Source organism: Neptuniibacter sp. UBA6509 (assembly GCA_002435145.1).
Lineage (GTDB): Bacteria > Pseudomonadota > Gammaproteobacteria > Pseudomonadales > Balneatricaceae > Neptuniibacter.
On sequence record DJLT01000115.1, the window covers coordinates 179,856 to 198,979 of the forward strand.

The 19,124-nt window shown below is 41.8% G+C and carries 15 protein-coding genes; 12 read left to right on the plus strand and 3 right to left on the minus strand.

Annotated elements, in window-relative coordinates:
- The first annotated feature begins 48 nt into the window (after positions 1–48).
- The 3 genes from B4K11_RS15090 to lhgO all read left to right on the plus strand — a co-directional run bounded on the left by B4K11_RS15090 (position 49) and on the right by lhgO (position 4,723).
- Positions 49–1,077: a TAXI family TRAP transporter solute-binding subunit gene (locus B4K11_RS15090; RefSeq protein ID WP_292951279.1), complete on the plus strand. Its 1,029-nt coding sequence runs from the start codon at positions 49–51 to the stop codon at positions 1,075–1,077.
- A 240-nt stretch (positions 1,078–1,317) separates the two neighbouring features.
- Positions 1,318–3,453: a TRAP transporter permease gene (locus B4K11_RS15095; RefSeq protein ID WP_292951329.1), complete on the plus strand. Its 2,136-nt coding sequence runs from the start codon at positions 1,318–1,320 to the stop codon at positions 3,451–3,453.
- A gap of 73 nt (positions 3,454–3,526) precedes the next feature.
- On the plus strand, positions 3,527–4,723 hold the full coding sequence (gene lhgO, locus B4K11_RS15100; protein ID WP_292951326.1) for an L-2-hydroxyglutarate oxidase: 1,197 nt from the start codon (positions 3,527–3,529) through the stop codon (positions 4,721–4,723).
- A 16-nt stretch (positions 4,724–4,739) separates the two neighbouring features.
- Here the strand turns inward: lhgO and B4K11_RS15105 are convergent, their stop codons facing one another.
- Positions 4,740–4,970: a hypothetical protein gene (locus tag B4K11_RS15105; RefSeq protein WP_292951276.1), complete on the minus strand. Its 231-nt coding sequence runs from the start codon at positions 4,968–4,970 to the stop codon at positions 4,740–4,742.
- Positions 4,971–5,155: 185 nt separating this feature from the next.
- Here B4K11_RS15105 and B4K11_RS15110 point away from each other — a divergent pair, with 185 nt between their 5' ends.
- Positions 5,156–5,806 carry a glycine-rich domain-containing protein gene (locus B4K11_RS15110; protein ID WP_292951274.1) on the plus strand — a complete coding sequence of 217 codons (651 nt, stop codon included), beginning with the start codon at positions 5,156–5,158 and terminating at the stop codon, positions 5,804–5,806.
- Positions 5,807–5,861: 55 nt separating this feature from the next.
- A complete protein-coding gene (locus B4K11_RS15115; RefSeq protein ID WP_292951271.1) occupies positions 5,862–6,287 on the plus strand; it encodes a hypothetical protein in 426 nt (141 codons plus the stop codon).
- A 65-nt stretch (positions 6,288–6,352) separates the two neighbouring features.
- Here the strand turns inward: B4K11_RS15115 and B4K11_RS15120 are convergent, their stop codons facing one another.
- On the minus strand, positions 6,353–6,844 hold the full coding sequence (locus B4K11_RS15120; protein ID WP_292951268.1) for an NlpC/P60 family protein: 492 nt from the start codon (positions 6,842–6,844) through the stop codon (positions 6,353–6,355).
- Positions 6,845–6,983: 139 nt separating this feature from the next.
- Here B4K11_RS15120 and rapA point away from each other — a divergent pair, with 139 nt between their 5' ends.
- The gene (rapA, locus tag B4K11_RS15125) at positions 6,984–9,857 is read left to right on the plus strand and encodes an RNA polymerase-associated protein RapA (RefSeq protein ID WP_292951265.1); all 2,874 of its coding nucleotides are present in this window, start codon (positions 6,984–6,986) and stop codon (positions 9,855–9,857) included.
- 248 nt (positions 9,858–10,105) lie between these two features.
- Complete coding sequence (locus B4K11_RS15130) at positions 10,106–11,701, plus strand: methyl-accepting chemotaxis protein (protein WP_292951262.1); 1,596 nt, start codon at positions 10,106–10,108, stop codon at positions 11,699–11,701.
- A gap of 53 nt (positions 11,702–11,754) precedes the next feature.
- Here the strand turns inward: B4K11_RS15130 and hrpB are convergent, their stop codons facing one another.
- Positions 11,755–14,292 carry an ATP-dependent helicase HrpB gene (hrpB, locus tag B4K11_RS15135; protein ID WP_292951259.1) on the minus strand — a complete coding sequence of 846 codons (2,538 nt, stop codon included), beginning with the start codon at positions 14,290–14,292 and terminating at the stop codon, positions 11,755–11,757.
- 144 nt (positions 14,293–14,436) lie between these two features.
- On the opposite strand from hrpB, the gene B4K11_RS15140 reads away from it, so the two are divergent.
- From B4K11_RS15140 to B4K11_RS15160, 5 genes are all read left to right on the plus strand, one after another.
- Complete coding sequence (locus tag B4K11_RS15140; RefSeq protein ID WP_292951256.1) at positions 14,437–14,739, plus strand: hypothetical protein; 303 nt, start codon at positions 14,437–14,439, stop codon at positions 14,737–14,739.
- 151 nt (positions 14,740–14,890) lie between these two features.
- Complete coding sequence (locus tag B4K11_RS15145; RefSeq protein ID WP_292951253.1) at positions 14,891–15,493, plus strand: CBS domain-containing protein; 603 nt, start codon at positions 14,891–14,893, stop codon at positions 15,491–15,493.
- Positions 15,494–15,642: 149 nt separating this feature from the next.
- Positions 15,643–16,800, plus strand: a complete 1,158-nt coding sequence (locus B4K11_RS15150) for a type III PLP-dependent enzyme (RefSeq protein WP_292951250.1) — start codon at positions 15,643–15,645, stop codon at positions 16,798–16,800.
- 124 nt (positions 16,801–16,924) lie between these two features.
- A complete protein-coding gene (locus tag B4K11_RS15155) occupies positions 16,925–17,815 on the plus strand; it encodes a sensor domain-containing diguanylate cyclase (protein WP_292951247.1) in 891 nt (296 codons plus the stop codon).
- 97 nt (positions 17,816–17,912) lie between these two features.
- Positions 17,913–18,389 (plus strand): DUF2947 domain-containing protein, encoded by a 477-nt coding sequence (locus B4K11_RS15160; RefSeq protein WP_292951244.1) that lies wholly within the window; start codon positions 17,913–17,915, stop codon positions 18,387–18,389.
- Positions 18,390–19,124: the final 735 nt, after the last annotated feature.

The following is a 19,124-nucleotide window of genomic DNA, read 5'->3' on the forward strand; positions in this document are numbered from 1 at the left end:
AGGGGTAACCAATTTATAGAAACTCCAATAATGAAGAAGGGTAAGAGCATGACAATAACAAAACGCACTTTCATTAAAGGTATGGGCTTAGCTTTAGCTGTGAGCACTGCGGTAGGTGCTGCTGGTATCGTACAGGCCGCTGATAAACGGTCTTATATTTTAGCGACGGCTTCAACGGGTGGAACTTACTATCCAGTGGGAGTTGCATTGGCGACGCTTGCTAAGGTTAAGTTAGAGCCTAAACATAAAATATCTATGTCTGCTATTAACTCTGCTGGCTCGGGTGAAAATGTTAAGTTACTGGGTGAAAACGAGGCGCAGTTTGCCATTCTTCAAGGACTTTACGGCGCATGGGCATGGGAAGGTGAAGGCAGTTTAAAAGCGACAGGCGCTCAAAAGAACTTACGTTCAGTGACTATGTTGTGGCAAAACGTTGAGCAGTTTGTAGTAAAAAGCGATTTTGTTAAAACCGGCACAATCGCTGATATAAATGGATTCGCTGATAAGAAATTTTCAATCGGTAAGAAAAATTCAGGTACTGAGGGTTCAGGCCGCACAATTTTAAGTAACTTAAGCGTTAATGCCGACGGCTTTAATTTGGCGCATATGGGTTACGGTGCTTCAGCTGATGCACTTCAGAACGGCACTATTGAGGGGATGAATATCCCATCGGGTGTTCCTACTTCTGCAATTACACGTGCTTATGCAGCTTTAGGCAGTGATATTACGGTATTAAATTTTACAGACGAGCAGATTAAAGAAGCGAATGGTGGTTATAAACTGTGGACGCGTTATGTGATTCCTGCGAATACATACCCAGGCCAAACTAAAGATATTCAGACAATGGCGCAGCCTAACTTTTTAGCGGTACGTGATGACGTTACTGAAGAAGATGTTTATCTGTTAACCAAAACGGTTTATGAAAACCTTCCTTTCCTAAATGGCATCCATAAAGCAACAAAAGCGATGGCTTTGGAAAAAGCGATTGCAGGCTTGCCTGTTCCATTGCATCCGGGCGCAGCTCGTTATTATAAGGAAGTAGGCGTTGAAATTCCTGAACACCTAATGGCTAAGTAATCAGCCTGTAACTGAATTAACCGCTTTAAAAGTGGCTAGTTTAATATAAGTGTTCTTAGATTGTGTTCCAACAGGCGCAAGTTAGCTTTTCCAGCGAGGTTAGCTTGCGCCTTTCTTAATAATAACCACTATTTTTTCTGCATACATTTCTTAGTTGTCGTAGCTTAAGTTGTTGTACCTTAAGCTAGCGTATCTAGATTGCGGAAGAGTGTGGACCAAATCTGCTTGAGTGATAGAACCATGGCGAGTGATAGTAACGTGTCCCAACAAGATCTAGATGAAAAACTGAAGGGGTTTGAGTTAGCTCAGAGACCCGAAGACTCAGTAACGGGTAAAGTCATTTATTGGGTAGGTGTCGCATTTGCTTTAGTACACATTTACTTTAATACACTAGGCACTTGGTCAGAATTATATGTCTCTGCGGTTCATTTTGGTGGATTTGCGTTGCTATGTGCTCTGATGGTTCCGATGTTTAACTCTTCAGATAAAGGCAAACAAAAACTAGCCTTAGGTTTGGATTTATTGCTCGGTGTTGCAGCAATAGTATGCGCGTTGTATCTAGTTGGTTTTGAAGACGCATTGTATGAGCGAGGTGTTAAGTTTGCTCAGTGGGATTGGGTGTTCTCTATGTGCGCTATTTTTATTGCCTTGGAGATGGCCCGTCGCACGACAGGGTGGTTTATACCCTGTCTAATATTGTTCGCCTTAACCTATGTGTTTTGGTGGGGTAAGTATATTGATGGCATGTTTGGTTTTGCTGGTCTGAGTCTAGAAACTCTACTTTACCGTTCTTATTTTTCATCTGAAGGTATGTTTGGGCAGATCGCGCGAATCTCTTGGACCTACGTATTCATGTTTATTTTGTTTGGTGCTTTTCTAGTGAAGTCGGGCGCCGGCGATTTTATTATTGATCTTTCTCGGTGTGCCGCGGGACGGTTTGTTGGTGGTCCTGGCTTCGTTGCTGTGCTTGGTTCAGGTTTAATGGGCTCTGTTTCAGGCTCTTCTGTCGCTAATACGGTTTCTACTGGTGTAATTACCATTCCCTTAATGCGAAAAGCAGGTTTTCCTGCTCGCTTTTCTGCCGGGGTTGAAGCGGCAGCTTCTACAGGTGGGCAGTTGATGCCACCGGTTATGGGTGCGGGTGCTTTTATTATGGCCTCTTATACTCAAATCTCTTATCTAGATATTATCTCTATTGCTGCACTTCCCGCACTTTTGTATTTCCTATCTGTTGGTTTCTTTGTTCGAGTAGAGGCTAAGCGTAGTCATGCACATGCGATTGAAGTTGATACCCGCTCCATTGGAGAAGTTTTTAAAGGTGGTTGGCACTTTTTATTGCCGTTGGTTGTATTAGTATCGTTGCTTATCTATGGATTCACACCAACCTATGCTGCGGGTATATCAATTATTTCAGTGATTGCTGCATCTTGGTTATCCAAGAAGCCTATGGGTGTCAAAGATATTTTAGATTCTTTAGCACAAGGTTCTCGCAATATGGCAACGACGGCTATGTTGCTAATCGCCGTTGGCCTAGTGGTTAATGTGGTCGCTATGACGGGAATAGGTAATACTTTCTCGTTAATGGTGACAGAATGGGCGGGTGGCAGTTTATTTATCACGATTGTATTAGTTGCATTGGCATCACTTATCTTAGGGATGGGGTTGCCTGTAACTGCTGCCTATATTGTTTTAGCGACACTTTCGGCTCCTGCTCTTTATGGGTTGATGGCTGAAAGCCGCTTGCTAGATATGATGGTTGCTGGAGGTTTGCCTGAAGCGGCCCGCACCATATTTATGTTGGTTGATATGGATAAGGTCGCTTTGCTTTCTGCGCCCATGAGTGAAATTGACGCTAAAGCGTTACTCGCATCTGTACCGTCTGATTTTAAAGGGCAGCTGCTTGAACAGGCGATGGCGCCCGAAGTACTTGCAATGATCTTGTTATCAGCACATATGATTATTTTTTGGCTGTCGCAAGACTCGAATGTGACCCCTCCTGTTTGTTTAACGGCCTTTGCAGCGGCGGCAATCGCTAAAACACCTCCGATGGCAACAGGATTTATGGCGTGGAAAATTGCTAAAGGTTTGTATATTGTTCCTTTGCTTTTCGCTTATACCAATTTCATTGGTGGCGGAGCGATGGAAGTATTCAGCATATTTGTTTTTGCCGTGTTTGGGTTATATGCTTTTGTTGGATTTATGGAAGGGTATTTAGAAGGTCCATTAAGTTGGATGCTGAGGGTGTTGTCTGGGCTTTTAGCCATTGTATTGTTATGGCCACATGGCGAGATACTGGTTAACCTTGTCGCAGTTTTAGCTTTTATTGGAATATTTATTCTGAGTAAAAAGGCTAGCAGTAATGCCGTTCAGGAGTAATTCAATAGCCGTCAAATAACCCAATTAATTGCGATAGTAGGAAGATTTTGTGACGTCTAGTTTAGAACAAGAAATTTACGATTTTATCGTGATTGGTGGCGGTATTCTGGGTATGTCTACGGCTCGGGAGTTACAGTATAAGTATCCTGATAAATCGGTGCTTGTATTGGAGAAAGAGCCGACGGCTGCCCAGCATCAAACAGGCCATAACTCTGGTGTTATACATGCCGGTGTTTATTATAAGCCTGGAAGTTTGAAAGCTCTCTTTTGTAAAGAGGGCAATATCGCGACTAAAGCTTTTTGTACCGAGCATAATATCCCGTTTGATGAGTGTGGGAAGTTGCTGGTTGCCACCGATAAGATTGAATTAAGCCGCATGATGGCGCTAGTCGATCGATGCGCTGAGAACGGTATTGAAATTGAAGTACTAGATCAGGCCAGCTTACGGGAAAGAGAACCAAATATTGTTGGTGTTGGCGCTATTTTTGTTCCTTCGACAGGGATCGTTGATTATACCAAAATCACGCAGTGTATGAGTGGTTTGGTCGAGACGGCTAAGGGTAGGGTTATTTATAACACTGCTGTTACGGGGATTGAAGAGTTCGCTGATCGCGTTACTGTATTTACCTCCAATGGCCGCTTTCATGGTCGGTTTTTGATTGCATGTGCGGGTTTACAATCGGATAGAATGGTTCAAATGATGGGGCTTGAACCTGATTTTCGTATTATTCCTTTTCGGGGCGAGTATTATCGGTTACCGGTTCAGCATAATCAGATTGTTAATCATCTCATCTACCCTATACCTGACCCAGATCTGCCGTTTTTAGGCGTCCATCTAACCAAGATGATTGATGGTTATGTGACGGTTGGGCCAAATGCTGTGTTAGCGTTTAAGCGAGAAGGGTATAAGAAAACAGATATCAGCTTGAAAGATAGCTTTCAGATGTTGACATACCCAGGGATGATTAAGCTGCTGATGCGCCACTTTAAAGTGAGTATGGTGGAGTTGAAAAACTCTTTATCGAAGCGTGGTTATCTTAAACTGGTTCAGAAGTATTGCCCGGAATTAACCCCTGAAGATCTTGAGTCCTATCCTGCGGGTATCCGTGCTCAAGCAGTGTCGAAAAATGGTGATATTGTTGATGACTTCTTGTTTATGAGTACGGGCCGTGCATTAGCGGTATGCAATGCACCATCACCTGCTGCAACATCTGCAATCCCTATTGGAAAGCATATTGTAGAGAAGGTATCAGAGTTAGTTGAAAAGTAATTCAGTTACACGCGACTTAAACATCAAATCGCGTGTAGCTTGAATCGGATTTACTATGCGGTGTTCGGCTGAAAATATCTTGTGGCTGATCGCATTCTTTACGGATGCGATAGTTTGCAATCATTAATTGCTGACAGATCTCGCACCACTTTTTTGCTTTTGCTACACCTATGTTTTCTAATTGTTCTTGTGTCGGATACCCATCGTTCTCTTCGATTGTGTCGATACACTTTTGACATTCCTTCATGCTACTCTCCATCCTTTTTATTTTCTTATTATGAGTACAGTTTATATCCACTCTTCAATTAAGTGTATAGGACTATTTCTTAATTTTAGCTATTGAGATATGAGAATAGTGAATTTCATTATGCTCTTAAACCGCGGATAAAATGATGTAGTATTTGTTGCTTGAATGCCCCACAAGGAAGAATTATGTCACCGCTTTTAATCGTCATTATTATTGTTATATCTGCTTTTATTTTTTTACGTTTAAAAAGAAAGCAGCTTCATGTTAAACGAAGTCAGTTGGTTGATAGTTTTGTTTTTCCGGACAAAGTTTATGAAAGGGTGCAAGCTGAATACCCGCATTTATCTAAACGGGAGGTTCAGTCTGTTATAGAGGGACTTCGGGAATATTTTCAGATTAGCTTATTGGCTAAACGAAAAGCGCTAGCTATGCCATCTCAGGCTGTTGATGTTGCATGGCATGAGTTTATTTTATTCACTCGAGAGTATCATCACTTTTGTAATAAGGCTTTGGGGCGCTTTTTACATCATACTCCAGCCGAAGCTATGTCTTCTCCTACTATTGCGCAAGAGGGTATTAAAAGAGCGTGGCGCTTATCCTGTTTTCGGGAGAGTATTAATACTCAGTCTCCTCAGCGGTTACCTCTTCTTTTTTCGATAGACGCTAAGTTAAAAATTGAAAACGGGTTTAAGTATTCTTTGAATTGCCAAGGAAAGAAGGGGGATCAATACTGTGCGAGTCATATTGGCTGCGGAAGTGGTTGTTCCGGAGGCAGTAGTGACAGCCATAGTTCAAATGACAGTGGATGCAGTAGTGGTGGTTGCGGGGGAGATTAAGACCTAGTTAATTTAACAGAATTAAGATAGTTCCAACTTTACTTGAGGAAAAAGAATGAACACGGCAATGATGAAAATGTTAGCGGCTACAGGTATTTCTGCTTTTTTGGTTATGGGTTGTGGTGAAGAGGAGAAAACACCGGTTAAAGCAGCCGATGTAGTTGTTGATTCTCCAGGAGCAGCTGTAAACAATGAGTCTGTTTCTGATGAAAAGAGCGCTGTAGATAAGATAAAAGAAGGCGCAGCAATGACGCTTGAAGGCGCTAAAGAAAAAGCGGCTGAAGTTTCTGGTGACGTCAGTGAGAAAACAGACGCAATGTTGGAACAGGCTAAAGATGTAAGTGGTGAAATGGTAGAGAAAGCTAAGGATGTAACATCTGACTCTATCGAAACGGTTAAAGAGGTAACGGCAGATACGATTGAATCTGCAAAAGAAGCAACGGCTCAAGGTGCGGATAAAGTCAAAGCAGCGATGGAATAGCGTCGTCTTTTGATTCCTCCTTTTAAAAAAAACCGTAGTGATGAGCTACGGTTTTTTTCTTCAAATTAAATTTCTGACTTTCCTTGTGGCCTTATAGATTTCCAATAGTGTTGATGCCAATAAGGGTTATCTAGTCTGCTTAAGGTTACCCCTTTGCTGGTGGATGCATGCATAAATACACCTTGTTCAACATACACACCTACGTGACGTTGTTTACTTCCGGTTCTGAAGAAAACCAGATCACCAGGGGCTAGGTTTCTACGTTGGATGTTTTCTCCAGTGGTAACTTGATCAATGGTGGTTCTAGGAAGATTTAAACCAAATACTTTTTGATATGTGATTTTTGTATAAGCAGAGCAATCAATACCTTTTCGGGAGTTTCCGCCTAGCTGATAAGGTGTACCTTCCCATTTTGAGTGTTGTGCTAATAAATCATAGGCTGTAGATGATTGTGGGGTTATCGCGAGTGTTTGAGAGTGTGTTTTTGTGGAGTTAGAGCTACAACCCTGCAACGTAAGAATGAGTAAAAAACATACAGCGATTGTTCGTAAATTCATCAATTGTCTCCATAAATGATCATAAGTTCATTTGCTAACAGTATAACCCTAACTAATATGTACTAAACAGTTTGGCTTTCTTGGCGGAACTGCCTATCATGCCCAGCTATTTTTCATCATCTCTAGAAAGCGATTGATAATGACCGAAGAATTTCAGATTGGCCAGCGTTGGTATAGTTACACAGAAGCGGAACTTGGTTTAGGTGTCGTCACAGAACTGGTAGATCGACGCGTAGACATATTGTTTCCTGCAACAGGTGAAGAGCGTACCTATGCGCAAACTAACGCTCCATTAAGTCGTATCATTTATCCAATAGGTGACCAGATCGCGGATGATGAGGGGCTTTCTATTACCGTGACTGAACATCAAGAAAGCAAAGGATGTGTGATCTATTTCGGTGATGATGAAAATGGAGATGAGCAGATCATTCATGAAGCATCATTGGAAAGTGCTGTTCATTTCAGTAAACCTTATGAACGTCTATTTGCAGGCCAAATTGATAAATTACGACACTATGAGCTGCGCTTAGAAACGTTAAAGCATCAACATAACCATCAGCAGTCTGAAGCTTATGGTCTTTTAGGTCCGCGTGTTCAATATCTTCCACATCAGTTTTATATTGCATCTGAAGTTGGTAAGCGTATGGCGCCACGCGTGTTATTAGCGGATGAGGTCGGTTTAGGTAAAACGATTGAAGCGGGTCTAATCATTCATCAGCAATTGGTGTCAGGTTTAGCTAACCGTATCTTAATTGTGGTACCGGATAGTTTGATTCACCAGTGGCTTGTTGAAATGCTGCGTCGTTTTAATCTTCACTTTTCAATTTTAGATGAAGAGCGTTGTATCGACAGCGAAGGGAATCCATTTGAAAGCGCTCAACTTGTTTTGTGTCCACTTTCTCTATTCACTCAAGAAGATAAATATTTAGATCAGGCGGTGAGTGCTGGTTGGGATCTGATGGTGGTGGATGAAGCACACCACTTAGGTTGGAGCGAAGAGGGTGCAAGTCACTCCTACCGTTGTGTAGAGGCATTAGCGCAACAGGTTAAAGGGTTGCTGCTGTTAACTGCGACTCCTGAGCAGCTAGGGATAGAAAGTCACTTTGCTCGTTTAAGGTTGCTTGACCCTGATCGTTATTATGATCTAGAGAAATTCATTGCAGAAGAGCAAGACTTTAAATGTGTTAATCAGCTCATTGAAGTTTTACAAGAACCCGAAAGCTGGGAGAGCGCTCTTAGTGATCAGGCAATGACCGGTCTGCTACACCAGTATTTAGGCGATGAAGCTGCCGACCTGTTAGAACAGCATAAAGACGATGACAGTGACGCTAGAGCTGAATTGATCGATAAAACGGTAAAAGCGCTTTTAGATCAGCATGGCACAGGTCGTGTGTTGTTCAGGAATACTCGTGAAAGTGTTAAAGGCTTTCCGCAACGAAAACTGCATACCTACAAATTAGAACTGCCTGAAGCTTATAAAGATGTTATAGATGAGGCGACTATGGAGCGACGCCTGCATCCTGAAACCTTAATAGGTGACGGAGTCGGTTCTGCGTGGCTATTGGAAGATAACCGGGCTGATTGGTTAATTAAATGGCTTGATGATTACCGTGGCGAAAAGATTTTAGTTATCTGTGCGCATGCTCAAACGGCAATTACGCTTGAGAAACAGCTGCGTTTATTTGAAGGGCGACGTACCGCTCTTTTCCATGAAGGGATGAGCCTAGTTGAACGTGATCGTGCAGCGGCTTATTTCGCAGACAGTGAGCAAGGTGCTCAATTATTAGTCTGTTCTGAAATTGGTAGTGAAGGGCGAAATTTCCAGTTTGCTCATAATATGGTGATGTTTGACCTACCAATGAATCCTGATCTGCTAGAGCAGAGAATCGGACGCTTGGATCGCATCGGGCAGCTAAAAGACGTCAATATACATGTTCCGTATTTTGAAAATAGCGCGCAAGAGGTGTTGTTACGTTGGTATGCGGAAGGTTTGGGCGCGTTTGAACAGGTGTGTCCTACAGGTCATAGTTTGATGCAGCAGTACGCAACAGAGCTCCATCAGTGTATGGAAAATACAGATAAGGCTGATGAGGTTGAGCTTCTGATTAAGAAAACAGCATCTAGCCAATCAGAACTGCTAAGTGAACTGCAGCAAGGTCGTGATCGTTTATTGGAGCTTAACTCTTGTAATACGGATCTGGCTGAAAGCCTGCTTGATGCGGTTGAAGAGGATAGCAAACCGGGAACGTTAGCTTCTTATATGGGGCGAGTGTTCGATCACTTTGGAGTGGAGCAGGAAACAACAGGTATTAACGGGGTCATCTTGCATCCCGGTGATCACATGCTAAGTAGTCATTTCCCCGGATTACCGAGTGATGGTATGACGGCGACTTTCCAGCGCAATGAGGCCTTGTCTCGTGAAGATATGCATTATCTTAGCTGGGAGCATCCTATGGTGTCTGGTTCAATGGAGATGATGCTGGAGGGAAGCTACGGTAGTTCTACTCTATGTACTATGAAGCTGTTGCCTTTGAAGGCGGGTAGTTTATTGATTGAAGCTATTTTCCGAGTTCATTGTATCTCCGAAAAGTCCTTACAGCTGCAGAGATATCTATCCGACGCTTGTTTGCGTCGAGTTATCGATAGTAATGGCAATGATTTAACGGATGTTATTACCGAGCAGCACTTTGCAACGTTAGGTAAGCGTGTAGGCAAGAATGTAGCGTATAACCTTGTTAAGCACACTCGTGATGATATAAACACGTTAGTAACTAAGCTTGAAAGTCAGGTCGAAGAGACAGAAGAGCAGCTTTTAGCAGAAGCTTTATCATCGTTGAAGGAGCAACAGCAAGAGGAGAAGGAGCGTTTAGTTTCATTATCCAAAGTGAATCCTAATATACGGGATGAAGAGCTTGAAGCTCATGATCTTTTAACTGCCAAACTTATCGAATCACTTGAAGGGGCTTCCCTGAAAATGGATGCGATACGTGTCGCTGTTGTCACCCATGAATAAGTAGCCTTTAAGTGATATTTAAAAAACCAGTTCATTCTGGTTTTTTTTGTTGTAAATAGAATGACTTAAAAGTACGTTAAGCTAAGTGATTAGATCGCTGATTGATCTTAAGCAATACGTTCTAATTATAATGGTATACACTTGATTAGAGTTTTCGGCAGGTGTGTTAATACAGCTTGCCACTTATCAAATTTAAGCATTATTTGGCAGTGCCGAGTAGTTGTTAATGCGTAGTCTAGAGGTGAAATATGTTTGGTTCTATCTCCACATTAATTGACACTGTGCTGAGGGCGTTCGGTTTTAAAACCCTGAATAGTCAGTTCACTTTGTCTTACGCATTAGTATTTATACTGGCTGCGTCTTCTGGTATTAGTTTGTATTTCAGCATGGCGATTAATCCGCAAACGATCAATATGGCCGGTCGCCAGCGCATGTTAAGTCAAAAGATTGCGAAGGAAGCTTTGTTGGTAGCCGCTCAAATTGAGCAAGAATCTACGCTGAAGAAAACGATGCAACTGTTTGAAACGTCGCATCAGGCTATTTTGAATGGTGACACAAAACTAGGTTTAAATGCGACAACAGATCCAGAGATTAAGGCTCAACTGAAGCATGTTGAACAGTTGTGGAGTGATTATAAGAAAGTTATTGAGCAGCATATTATTGAGAGCAATGATCAGTCATTGTCGGCCATACAAGTACAGTCGCCAGTAGTGCTTAAAGAGATGAATAAGGCGGTTATGATGATGACCGAAAAGGCGAGTACTACGAGCCGGAATCAGCTGCTATTAGCATTTGTCTGCGTTGTAGGTATATTGCTGCTGGTTGTTTTTGGACGCGTTTTTGGTTTGCGTATGCTTATGGATAATATCACGCGCTTGAATGCGAGAATGACAGAAGTAGGGCAAGGAAATTTCTCGCACCGTTTTACTGTGAGTCATACAGATAATGAGATAGGTCAGATGTTTAAGGCATATAATACAATGCTGGATCATGTGGGTGGCTTATTACAATCGGTACAAAAAGTCTCAAAGAATACAGAGCTACATATTGATAATGTAGTGCAAGCAACCTCTGATGCAAATGCAGGTGTTAGTAAACAGTACGAAGATATCGAGCTTGTTGCAGCGGCAATGACTGAAATGAGTGCAACTGTTCAGGAAGTTGCAAATAATGCAGTAGAGGCTGAGAAAGCTGCACAAGAGACCGATGCTTATGCCAAAAGTGGTGGAGATGTTGTCGGTGAATCAGGCTCTCAAGCCAATGAGATGCTGGATAAATTAAATAATACTGCGAATATCCTAAAAGAGCTGGAATCCGAAAGCTTAGCCGTAGGTAATGTAACATCCGTAATTAACGGTATTGCGGAGCAAACAAATTTGTTGGCACTGAACGCTGCCATTGAGGCTGCTCGTGCAGGAGATCAGGGACGTGGATTTGCTGTGGTAGCGGATGAAGTTCGTACCTTAGCTCAACGAACGCAGCAGTCTACAAAAGAGATTCAGGATATTATTGAGCGACTTCAGAAAAAAGCTGAAAATGCAGTAACTTCCATGGAGGTGACTACCAATTTAGCTGAGCGCAGTAGTGAACTTTCATCATCTGCCGCAAATGTTCTAGATCAAATTATTACTTCGGCTAATACCATCTCTTCTATGAATACGATGATATCTACTGCAGCTGAGCAGCAGTCGTCTGTAGCATCAGATATTGATAATAGAGTTGTTAATATCTCTGATATAGCAGGCCAAACTAAAAATGATACTCAACGTGTTGTTGAAGCTACGGAGCAGATCCGTCGTGAAGCACATGAATTGAATCAACTAGTAATGAAGTTCCGGTTATAAAATTGAGCTGAGCGGATTACCAAAACAGCGCCACTTATTTAAGTGGCGCTGTTTTATGTGCGTTTATGTTTAACCCTTGAAGTAGGGATCGCCTCTAAAGGGTTATCAGGCCAAGGATGTTTAGGATACCTGCCTTTCATATCTTTCTGGACTTCTTTATAAGCATTTTCCCAAAAGCTGGCTAGATCTTGTGTGACTTGGAGGGGGCGCCTTGCAGGAGAGAGTAGATGAAGCTGTAGAGCTACCTGATTTGCTATCTTGGGCGTTTCTTTACAGCCAAACATCTCCTGAAGTTTTACTGCTAACACCGGAGGGTTTTGAGAATAGTCGATTGTGATGCTAGAGCCTGAAGGTACGCGTAACTTTTCAGGTGCAAGTTTGTTTAGTTCCTGAGGAAGCGGCCATGGCAATAGTGAGTGGAGAATACTTTTCATATCAAGCTGCTTAAGATGGGCTAAGCGCGTTACGTTATGTAGATAGGGGCCTAGCCATGTTTCTAAATCCTTCTCTAAACATTTGTCACTTAGATTAGGCCACTTGATTGAAGCACTTGTGGGTGATTTTTGGTTTTGAATACTTACATTGTGTAGAAAACTCACCCGCTGTTTCCACTGAAGTAAATCTTTTGTCCAAGGGAGTATTCCGATTCCTCTTTTTCGAATGACCTCTATCAGTGATGAGGTAATCGATTCTTGAGATGGAGATTTTAAGGGTGTTGAATCTATTGCTAGCGTTCCGAGCTTTGTTTGCGATTCTGCAACAATTCTATCTGTTTGATTATCCCAGTTTATAACTTCTGTCGTTTTAGTGAGTTCTTTAAGATAGCTCTTAATGTGTAATGGATTGATTGGAGCAGCTAAGGGAATCAAATCGGTTGCTTGCCCCTCTTTACCAATGACCTGTGCAATGGATATCCATTGATGAATAGTCAGCTTATCAAGGTTGAATAAGTTAGCGGCACGGCCATTGCTCATTTTATAAGTAGTACTGCCTTTGCTGCGTTGTTTAGCAATACGATCAGGGTAGGCAAAAGCTAATAATAGGCCTGCTTGTTCCTCAGTGGGTACTTGAACGGGAGTTGGTGATGGCACAGCCTTTAAGCAGAGTTGCTGGTATTGCTTTGCTTGTTTATGTAGTCGCTTCCAGAGCTCTTTTTGTTGGTAGGGCGAGCTATCAAGCCATTCTAAACGATCATTAATATTTGCGCCGGATTCTCGTAATGGATCTTTTTCCATTAAGAGTGCTGCAATCAGGCAGGCTTTGTTGCTGAGACCAATCTCAGTGCCTCTAATAAGCATGTGACCAATGCGCGGATGAGCCGGGAACTGTGCGAGTGCTTCGCCGTGCTTAGATATCTTGCCATCAGAGACAGTGCCAAGCTTTTGGAGTAAGTGGTTGGCATGTAGTAAGGCTGATTCAGGAGGGGAGTCTAACCAGCATAATTGTTTAGGGTCTTGAATATCCCAGCTAAGCAACTGTAGAGCAAGCCCCGTTAAATCTGCTTGTAATATTTCAGCTGAATCAAATTGTGTAAGTTGATCCTGTTGAGATTCGCGCCATAACCTGTAACAGGTACCTTGAGATAACCTTCCTGCACGTCCAGCGCGTTGTGTGGCTGTTGCTTTAGATACTTTCCTATCAAAAAGCCTCGTCATCGCGGTTTTTGGGTCATATTTGGCTTCACGACCTAAACCGCTATCAATGACGACTGTAATTCCTTCAATCGTCAGGCTGGTTTCGGCAATGTTGGTTGCTAATACTATTTTTCTTTTTCCCGATGGCGCTGGATTGATTGCTTCCTGTTGCTTACTGAGCTTCAAGTTTCCGTGAAGTGGGGAAACGACTATTTCATCGCTTATACGCTCTGACTTAAGTGCTTCGTTGAGAAGAGTTTCTGTTTGGCGAATCTCTTTTGAGCCAGGTAAAAAACAGAGGATGCTCCCGCTTTGATCAGAGATAGCTTTTAAAATTGTATTAACAACATGCTTTTCCAGCCATTGCCCTCGTTTAGGTTCTCCAACAAACGTTAAATCGACCGGGTATGCACGACCTTTACTACTAACAATGGGGGCGTCATTCATTAATGCCGAGATAGCTTTGCCATCTAAAGTGGCAGACATAATGAGAATCTTTAAAGGTAAATCATCTCTGAAAATTGAACGTGCTTCTTGTGTTAATGCTAGTCCAAGATCAGCATCTAAACTACGTTCATGGAATTCGTCGAAGATTACGAGCCCATATCCATCAAGACTAGGGTCCGTCTGTAATAAACGCGACAGTATTCCTTCGGTTATGATTTCTATCCGTGTTTTGCTACTGATTTTTTGCTCTAGTCGAATACGATAACCAACCGTTTCTCCTACGGACTCATTTAGCATATCCGCCATACGTGTTGCGGCATTTTTTGCGGCTAAGCGTCTGGGTTCAAGCATTAATATTTTCTGATCGCCCAACCACGTTTCATTGATTAGGGATAATGGCACTTGAGTTGTTTTACCAGCGCCGGGAGGGGCTTCAAGAATGACCTCGTTACGGTTATTAAGTGAGTCACATAGTTGAGGTATGACAGATAAAATAGGTAAGTTAGGCATGATGACAGTATTTAGAGAGTCGAAGGCGTATTCTAGCAGTTTTATTGAGTGAATTTAGCTATATAGATTTACACTATCTTCAGGGGCGCTACAATGAATAGGCAATGTGATTTTATTGTAGCGTTTAATAGTCAAGGAGCCTTAATGGCTGGAAATTTTAGAGGTCGCAAAGGCGGCTATAAAAAAACACCAAAACTTGCGGGTCGAGGTGTGTTAGAAAGCGTAGAAACGGATGGACCACATGTTGAGTGGGTAGGTATGCCTCCGTACTATATTCATATTATTACGGTTGATGGTGAGAAATATTCCTATATGTCTCCGGATAAAGCGTTGGAGATTGAGTTAGGAAAGAAAGTGACATTCCGATACAAAGAGACAAGCAAAGGTAATTTTGTAGATAAACGCTCATTGGGTGTTGTCATTGATCCTAGTGAACTGGGGTATTGAGGAACAGGGTTTACTATTAAAGCAGCTTGAACGCTGCTTTTTTTGTGCCTTGAAAATGAATAAACGTTTCATAATTATATAGTTACATAAAAGAGCAATTTGTCTGAACTGTACTATTCTGAAATAAAAATCACTTCGAGGTTTTGATATTATGCTTCAAGATTATAAAAACATTAGATTGCTTGACGCCACTGCTGTTGAATATATTCAATCCCCTGAAAAGTCTTTAGCCCCTGCGAGCCTATCAAGTTCAGCGCTGGATGTTTTTACAGACTTTACGCTTATTAAGCCGGTTACTGTATCAGAGTCTATGTCGATAATTGAGGCGCTTGAATATATGAAAAGCCAGCATGTTAGGCTGCTATTTGTTCTTGATAATCAAGATGGGTTTGCAGGTATAATAACCGCATCAGATGCTTCAGGTAGAAAGGTAATGGCCTTTATGCAAAAGGATCAGGTTGGCCGCGAGCAAGTGCAGGTCAGGCATGTAATGTTAAGTAAATTTAATATTAGGGCACTTACCTATAATCAGCTTGAGGAAGCAAAGGTAGGGGATATAATGCTGACCTTAAAGGATTCTGGCGATCAACATGTTATCGTTGTCGATGAAAGCACAGCAGGGGTTCATAGGATACGCGGTATTATCTCTTCGAGCGATATTTCCCGTAGGTTAAAAATTAGCTTTGATGTGATGTATGAGGCTAAAAGCTTTGCCGAGATAGAGAATGTTTTATCACAAGGAATTAAAGGTTAAGTCTGTCTGAAAAAAGCAGTGTGCCTTTAGTTGGACTTTGTACTGGACTTGTTAATCTAAACCTTACTATACTTCGCAAAATCTCATGTGATAGCTCGTTAGAGGGCTATCATATTCAATAAATTCTTTGTCGTGTGGTGCTATTGCGCATGATTTTACCTCAGCAGTTTAGTCGATCCGCTTTAGCGAGTTTGACAGCATTAACCGAAACTTATCCTACACCTTTTTTAGCGCTTGATTTATCCGTTATTCAAACTCGCTACCATGAGCTTGAAAATGGCTTTCCAAGTGCAGATATCTATTATGCAGTAAAGGCCAATCCTGCAGCAGAGGTCATTCAAAAGTTAGCGGATTTAGGATCAAGTTTTGATATAGCTTCACCTCAGGAGTTAGATAAAGTATTAGCTTGCGGTGTGTCGGCAGAACGCATTAGTTACGGAAATACCATTAAGAAAAGTTCGGCTGTTAAGTATTTCTATGAGAAAGGAGTGAGGCTTTATGCGACTGACTCTGAGGCTGATCTGCGTAATATAGCTGAGAATGCGCCAGGGTCAGAGGTATATATTCGAGTTTTAACGGATGGATCCGAGGGTGCTGATTGGCCATTGTCACGCAAGTTTGGCTGCAACCCTGAAATGGCTATAGAGCTTGCCGTGTTGGCCCGTGATTTAGGTCTGGTTCCCTATGGTGTTTCCTTTCATGTTGGTTCACAGCAGCGGGATATAGATGTATGGGATGGGGCTATTGCTAAAGTAAAGATTATTTATGAGCGATTGAACAGTGAATATGGAATCTCGCTTGAAATGATCAATATGGGCGGCGGCTTTCCTGCAAACTATATCCAAAAAACAAATGAGTTTTCTACTTATGCCGAAGAGATCAAACGCTTCTTAAAAGAGGATTTTGGAGAAGAGTCACCTAGGGTGATTTTGGAGCCTGGGCGCTCTTTAGTCGGTGATGCGGGTGTGATCGTTTCAGAAGTTGTCCTTATATCACGTAAATCCACAACAGCACTAGAGAGATGGGTTTATACCGATGTAGGTATGTTCAATGGCCTAATAGAAACATTAGGAGAGGCCATAAAATACCCATTGGCAACGTCGAAAGAGGGCCCTGAAGAGGAAGTGATTTTAGCCGGACCTACCTGTGACAGCTTAGATATTATGTATGAACAGCATAAATATGAATTACCGCTATCGTTAGAAATTGGTGATTATGTTTATTGGTTTTCAACAGGAGCATATACAACGAGTTATAGTTCTATTGAGTTCAATGGCTTTCCTCCTTTGGATTACTATATCTTATAAAAAAATGAGTGCTTTTATTTAGTGCATTGATATAAAAGTGATTAAAGCGCTTGTTCCTAAGATGGCAAACAGCTATCTTTTTAATATGTCACTTTAATTGTCTGGTTCCGTTAGGGAGTAGTGAATGTCCGATAAAAAGATTCAAGCACGTTATGGAGCTCTTTTAGCAGCCACAGCCGATTCTGTTATGGTTACTGAAGTCACAGGTCTTATACTGTCGTGCTCTACAGGAGTCGCGAAATGGTTAGATCCTGAAGCGGTTACTGGTCGGAAGTTAGAAGATATATTTCCAGCTGATATTGCTGGAGATATAACCGCGGCGACCGTAAAGGCTGCGGATAAAAATGCTGTTGTTAAATTAGATATACAGTTACGACCAGAGCATGTTCCTGTGCTGCGTGAGCAAGGTCTTACTGAAACAAAATGGATTGAATTGCGTTGTTCAGTAGTAGGGGATGAAGCGGTTGTTGTATTTAGAGATATTACCGCCAAACGCAGATTGGAAAGGCAAGTAACCAGTCAGGCACAGCGCGACCCCTTAACAGGTGCATATAACCGCAGGGCGCTACGCCCAGTGCTAGAGCAAGCGGTTGCTCAGGCGCAACGCTATGACTGGGTTTGCAGTCTAATGGTGATAGATGTCGACCAGTTTAGTGATCTTAATGATAATTACTCTTGGGATTGTGGCGATCAAGTACTTCAGCAGTTGGTTACATCTATTCATGGAATGAAACGTACTTCAGATTTCCTAGCGCGATATGGGGATGATCAGTTTGTTATGTTTATGCCAGAAACTAACCATGAACAAGGTATGGCAGCAGGGCAGCGTGTAAGGCGCTTGATGGAAGAGATGGAAATTCCTTATTCTGCAGGTGAAGTTCATTTTACTGTTAGTGTAGGTGTAGCCGCACTGGGTGGTCCTGAGGATGATGGTAATAATATGCTTCGACGTGCTAATGAGAATTTATTTATTGCTAAGCAAAGTGGTTATAATAGGGTTGAAGGCGAAGCCTAATCTATAGAAAGCCAAATCTTGCACATACATAAGGGAGCATATTGCTCCCTTTATTTATTTTTAGCTTAATTTAGCTAGTTATTACAATGAGCGACCTATGAATTACATATCCCTTGAAGATTACAATAAGGCGTGGATTTTTCGCCACCGTGAGCTTCCTATCTCAGATGAGGACATGCAAGAGATAAAACCTTTGACAGAGATGCGTGCAGAGCAGATATGGTCTGAGCATATCAGTAGAGAGTGTTCCCACCCTGAGCACTTTGCTGACAAGGATTGGGCTGCCCAAGACTCTAATTGGTTAGAGAAAGATTTTTGGCAATCTGCTTGGGACTCAAACAGCTATGAACTTCCTTCGTTGCTAAAGGAATATGTTGCCAGTTGGGATGAGAATATTACGGTCTATTTTTGCTATCAAAGTGACCATATTATCGAAACGAAGTGGGGGGTTTTTAAGCGACATTGGAAGAACTTTCTCTTCTTTGACAATGGTCCTGTTCTGCTTGGGCGAAAAAGAAAAGAGGTTGCTCAATTTTTTGACAATGGAAGCTACCGAATTGGTACAAGGGGATAAAGGCTCTAAAAATCACATAACTCTATGATTTGTTGTGGCTTTTATTGTCATGCCCTTACTCCTGCCTATGCGCCTTCGTCTACCTATACTCCAGCGCCTACTCCTACCCATGAGTTAGGCGTGCAGCTTGAATCGCATCATGTTTTTCCGGTCGTGTGTGACATGAGGGTAACCTCTGTTCCATTTTTAGCATAAGTTAATTCTGCTAACTTCCATGTACTAAAGGTGCTATTAGTGTGGTGATGAGGTATTTCTCATTAGAAGCATCTAATGTGTGAGCTTTTTTTCTTCCCTGCATAGCGCTAAATTTTTTGGTTTGATTAAAGTGTATTCTCCCCCCCCTTGGTTATTTAAATTATTCAAAACCGTTCAGGGTTTGTTCGCTTAGCCCTTTGGTATAATTGAGTGTGCCATAAGATAATATTCGAAAAGAGAAAATAGATTGCCGAGGTAATGTAAGCGTCTGTTTTTATAGAATATGATCCCGAAAAGTTTGTTTTAATTATCTCCTTTGTTTTTTAATGCCTTAATCTTATGTCGTAATGAATTTTTAATATGAATAATTGATACTTTATAAAATGAAGTTTTGCTAATTTATATAAACTTTTTGTTATAACAACTTATTGAAAATGTTATACCTTTGTTTGAAATCTCGTGTTTTTTTGATTGGTTTAAACTTTATAAACCCTGCCATTTAAAGTATTTAGCCCTTCATTTTGTGTGGTTTATGATGCT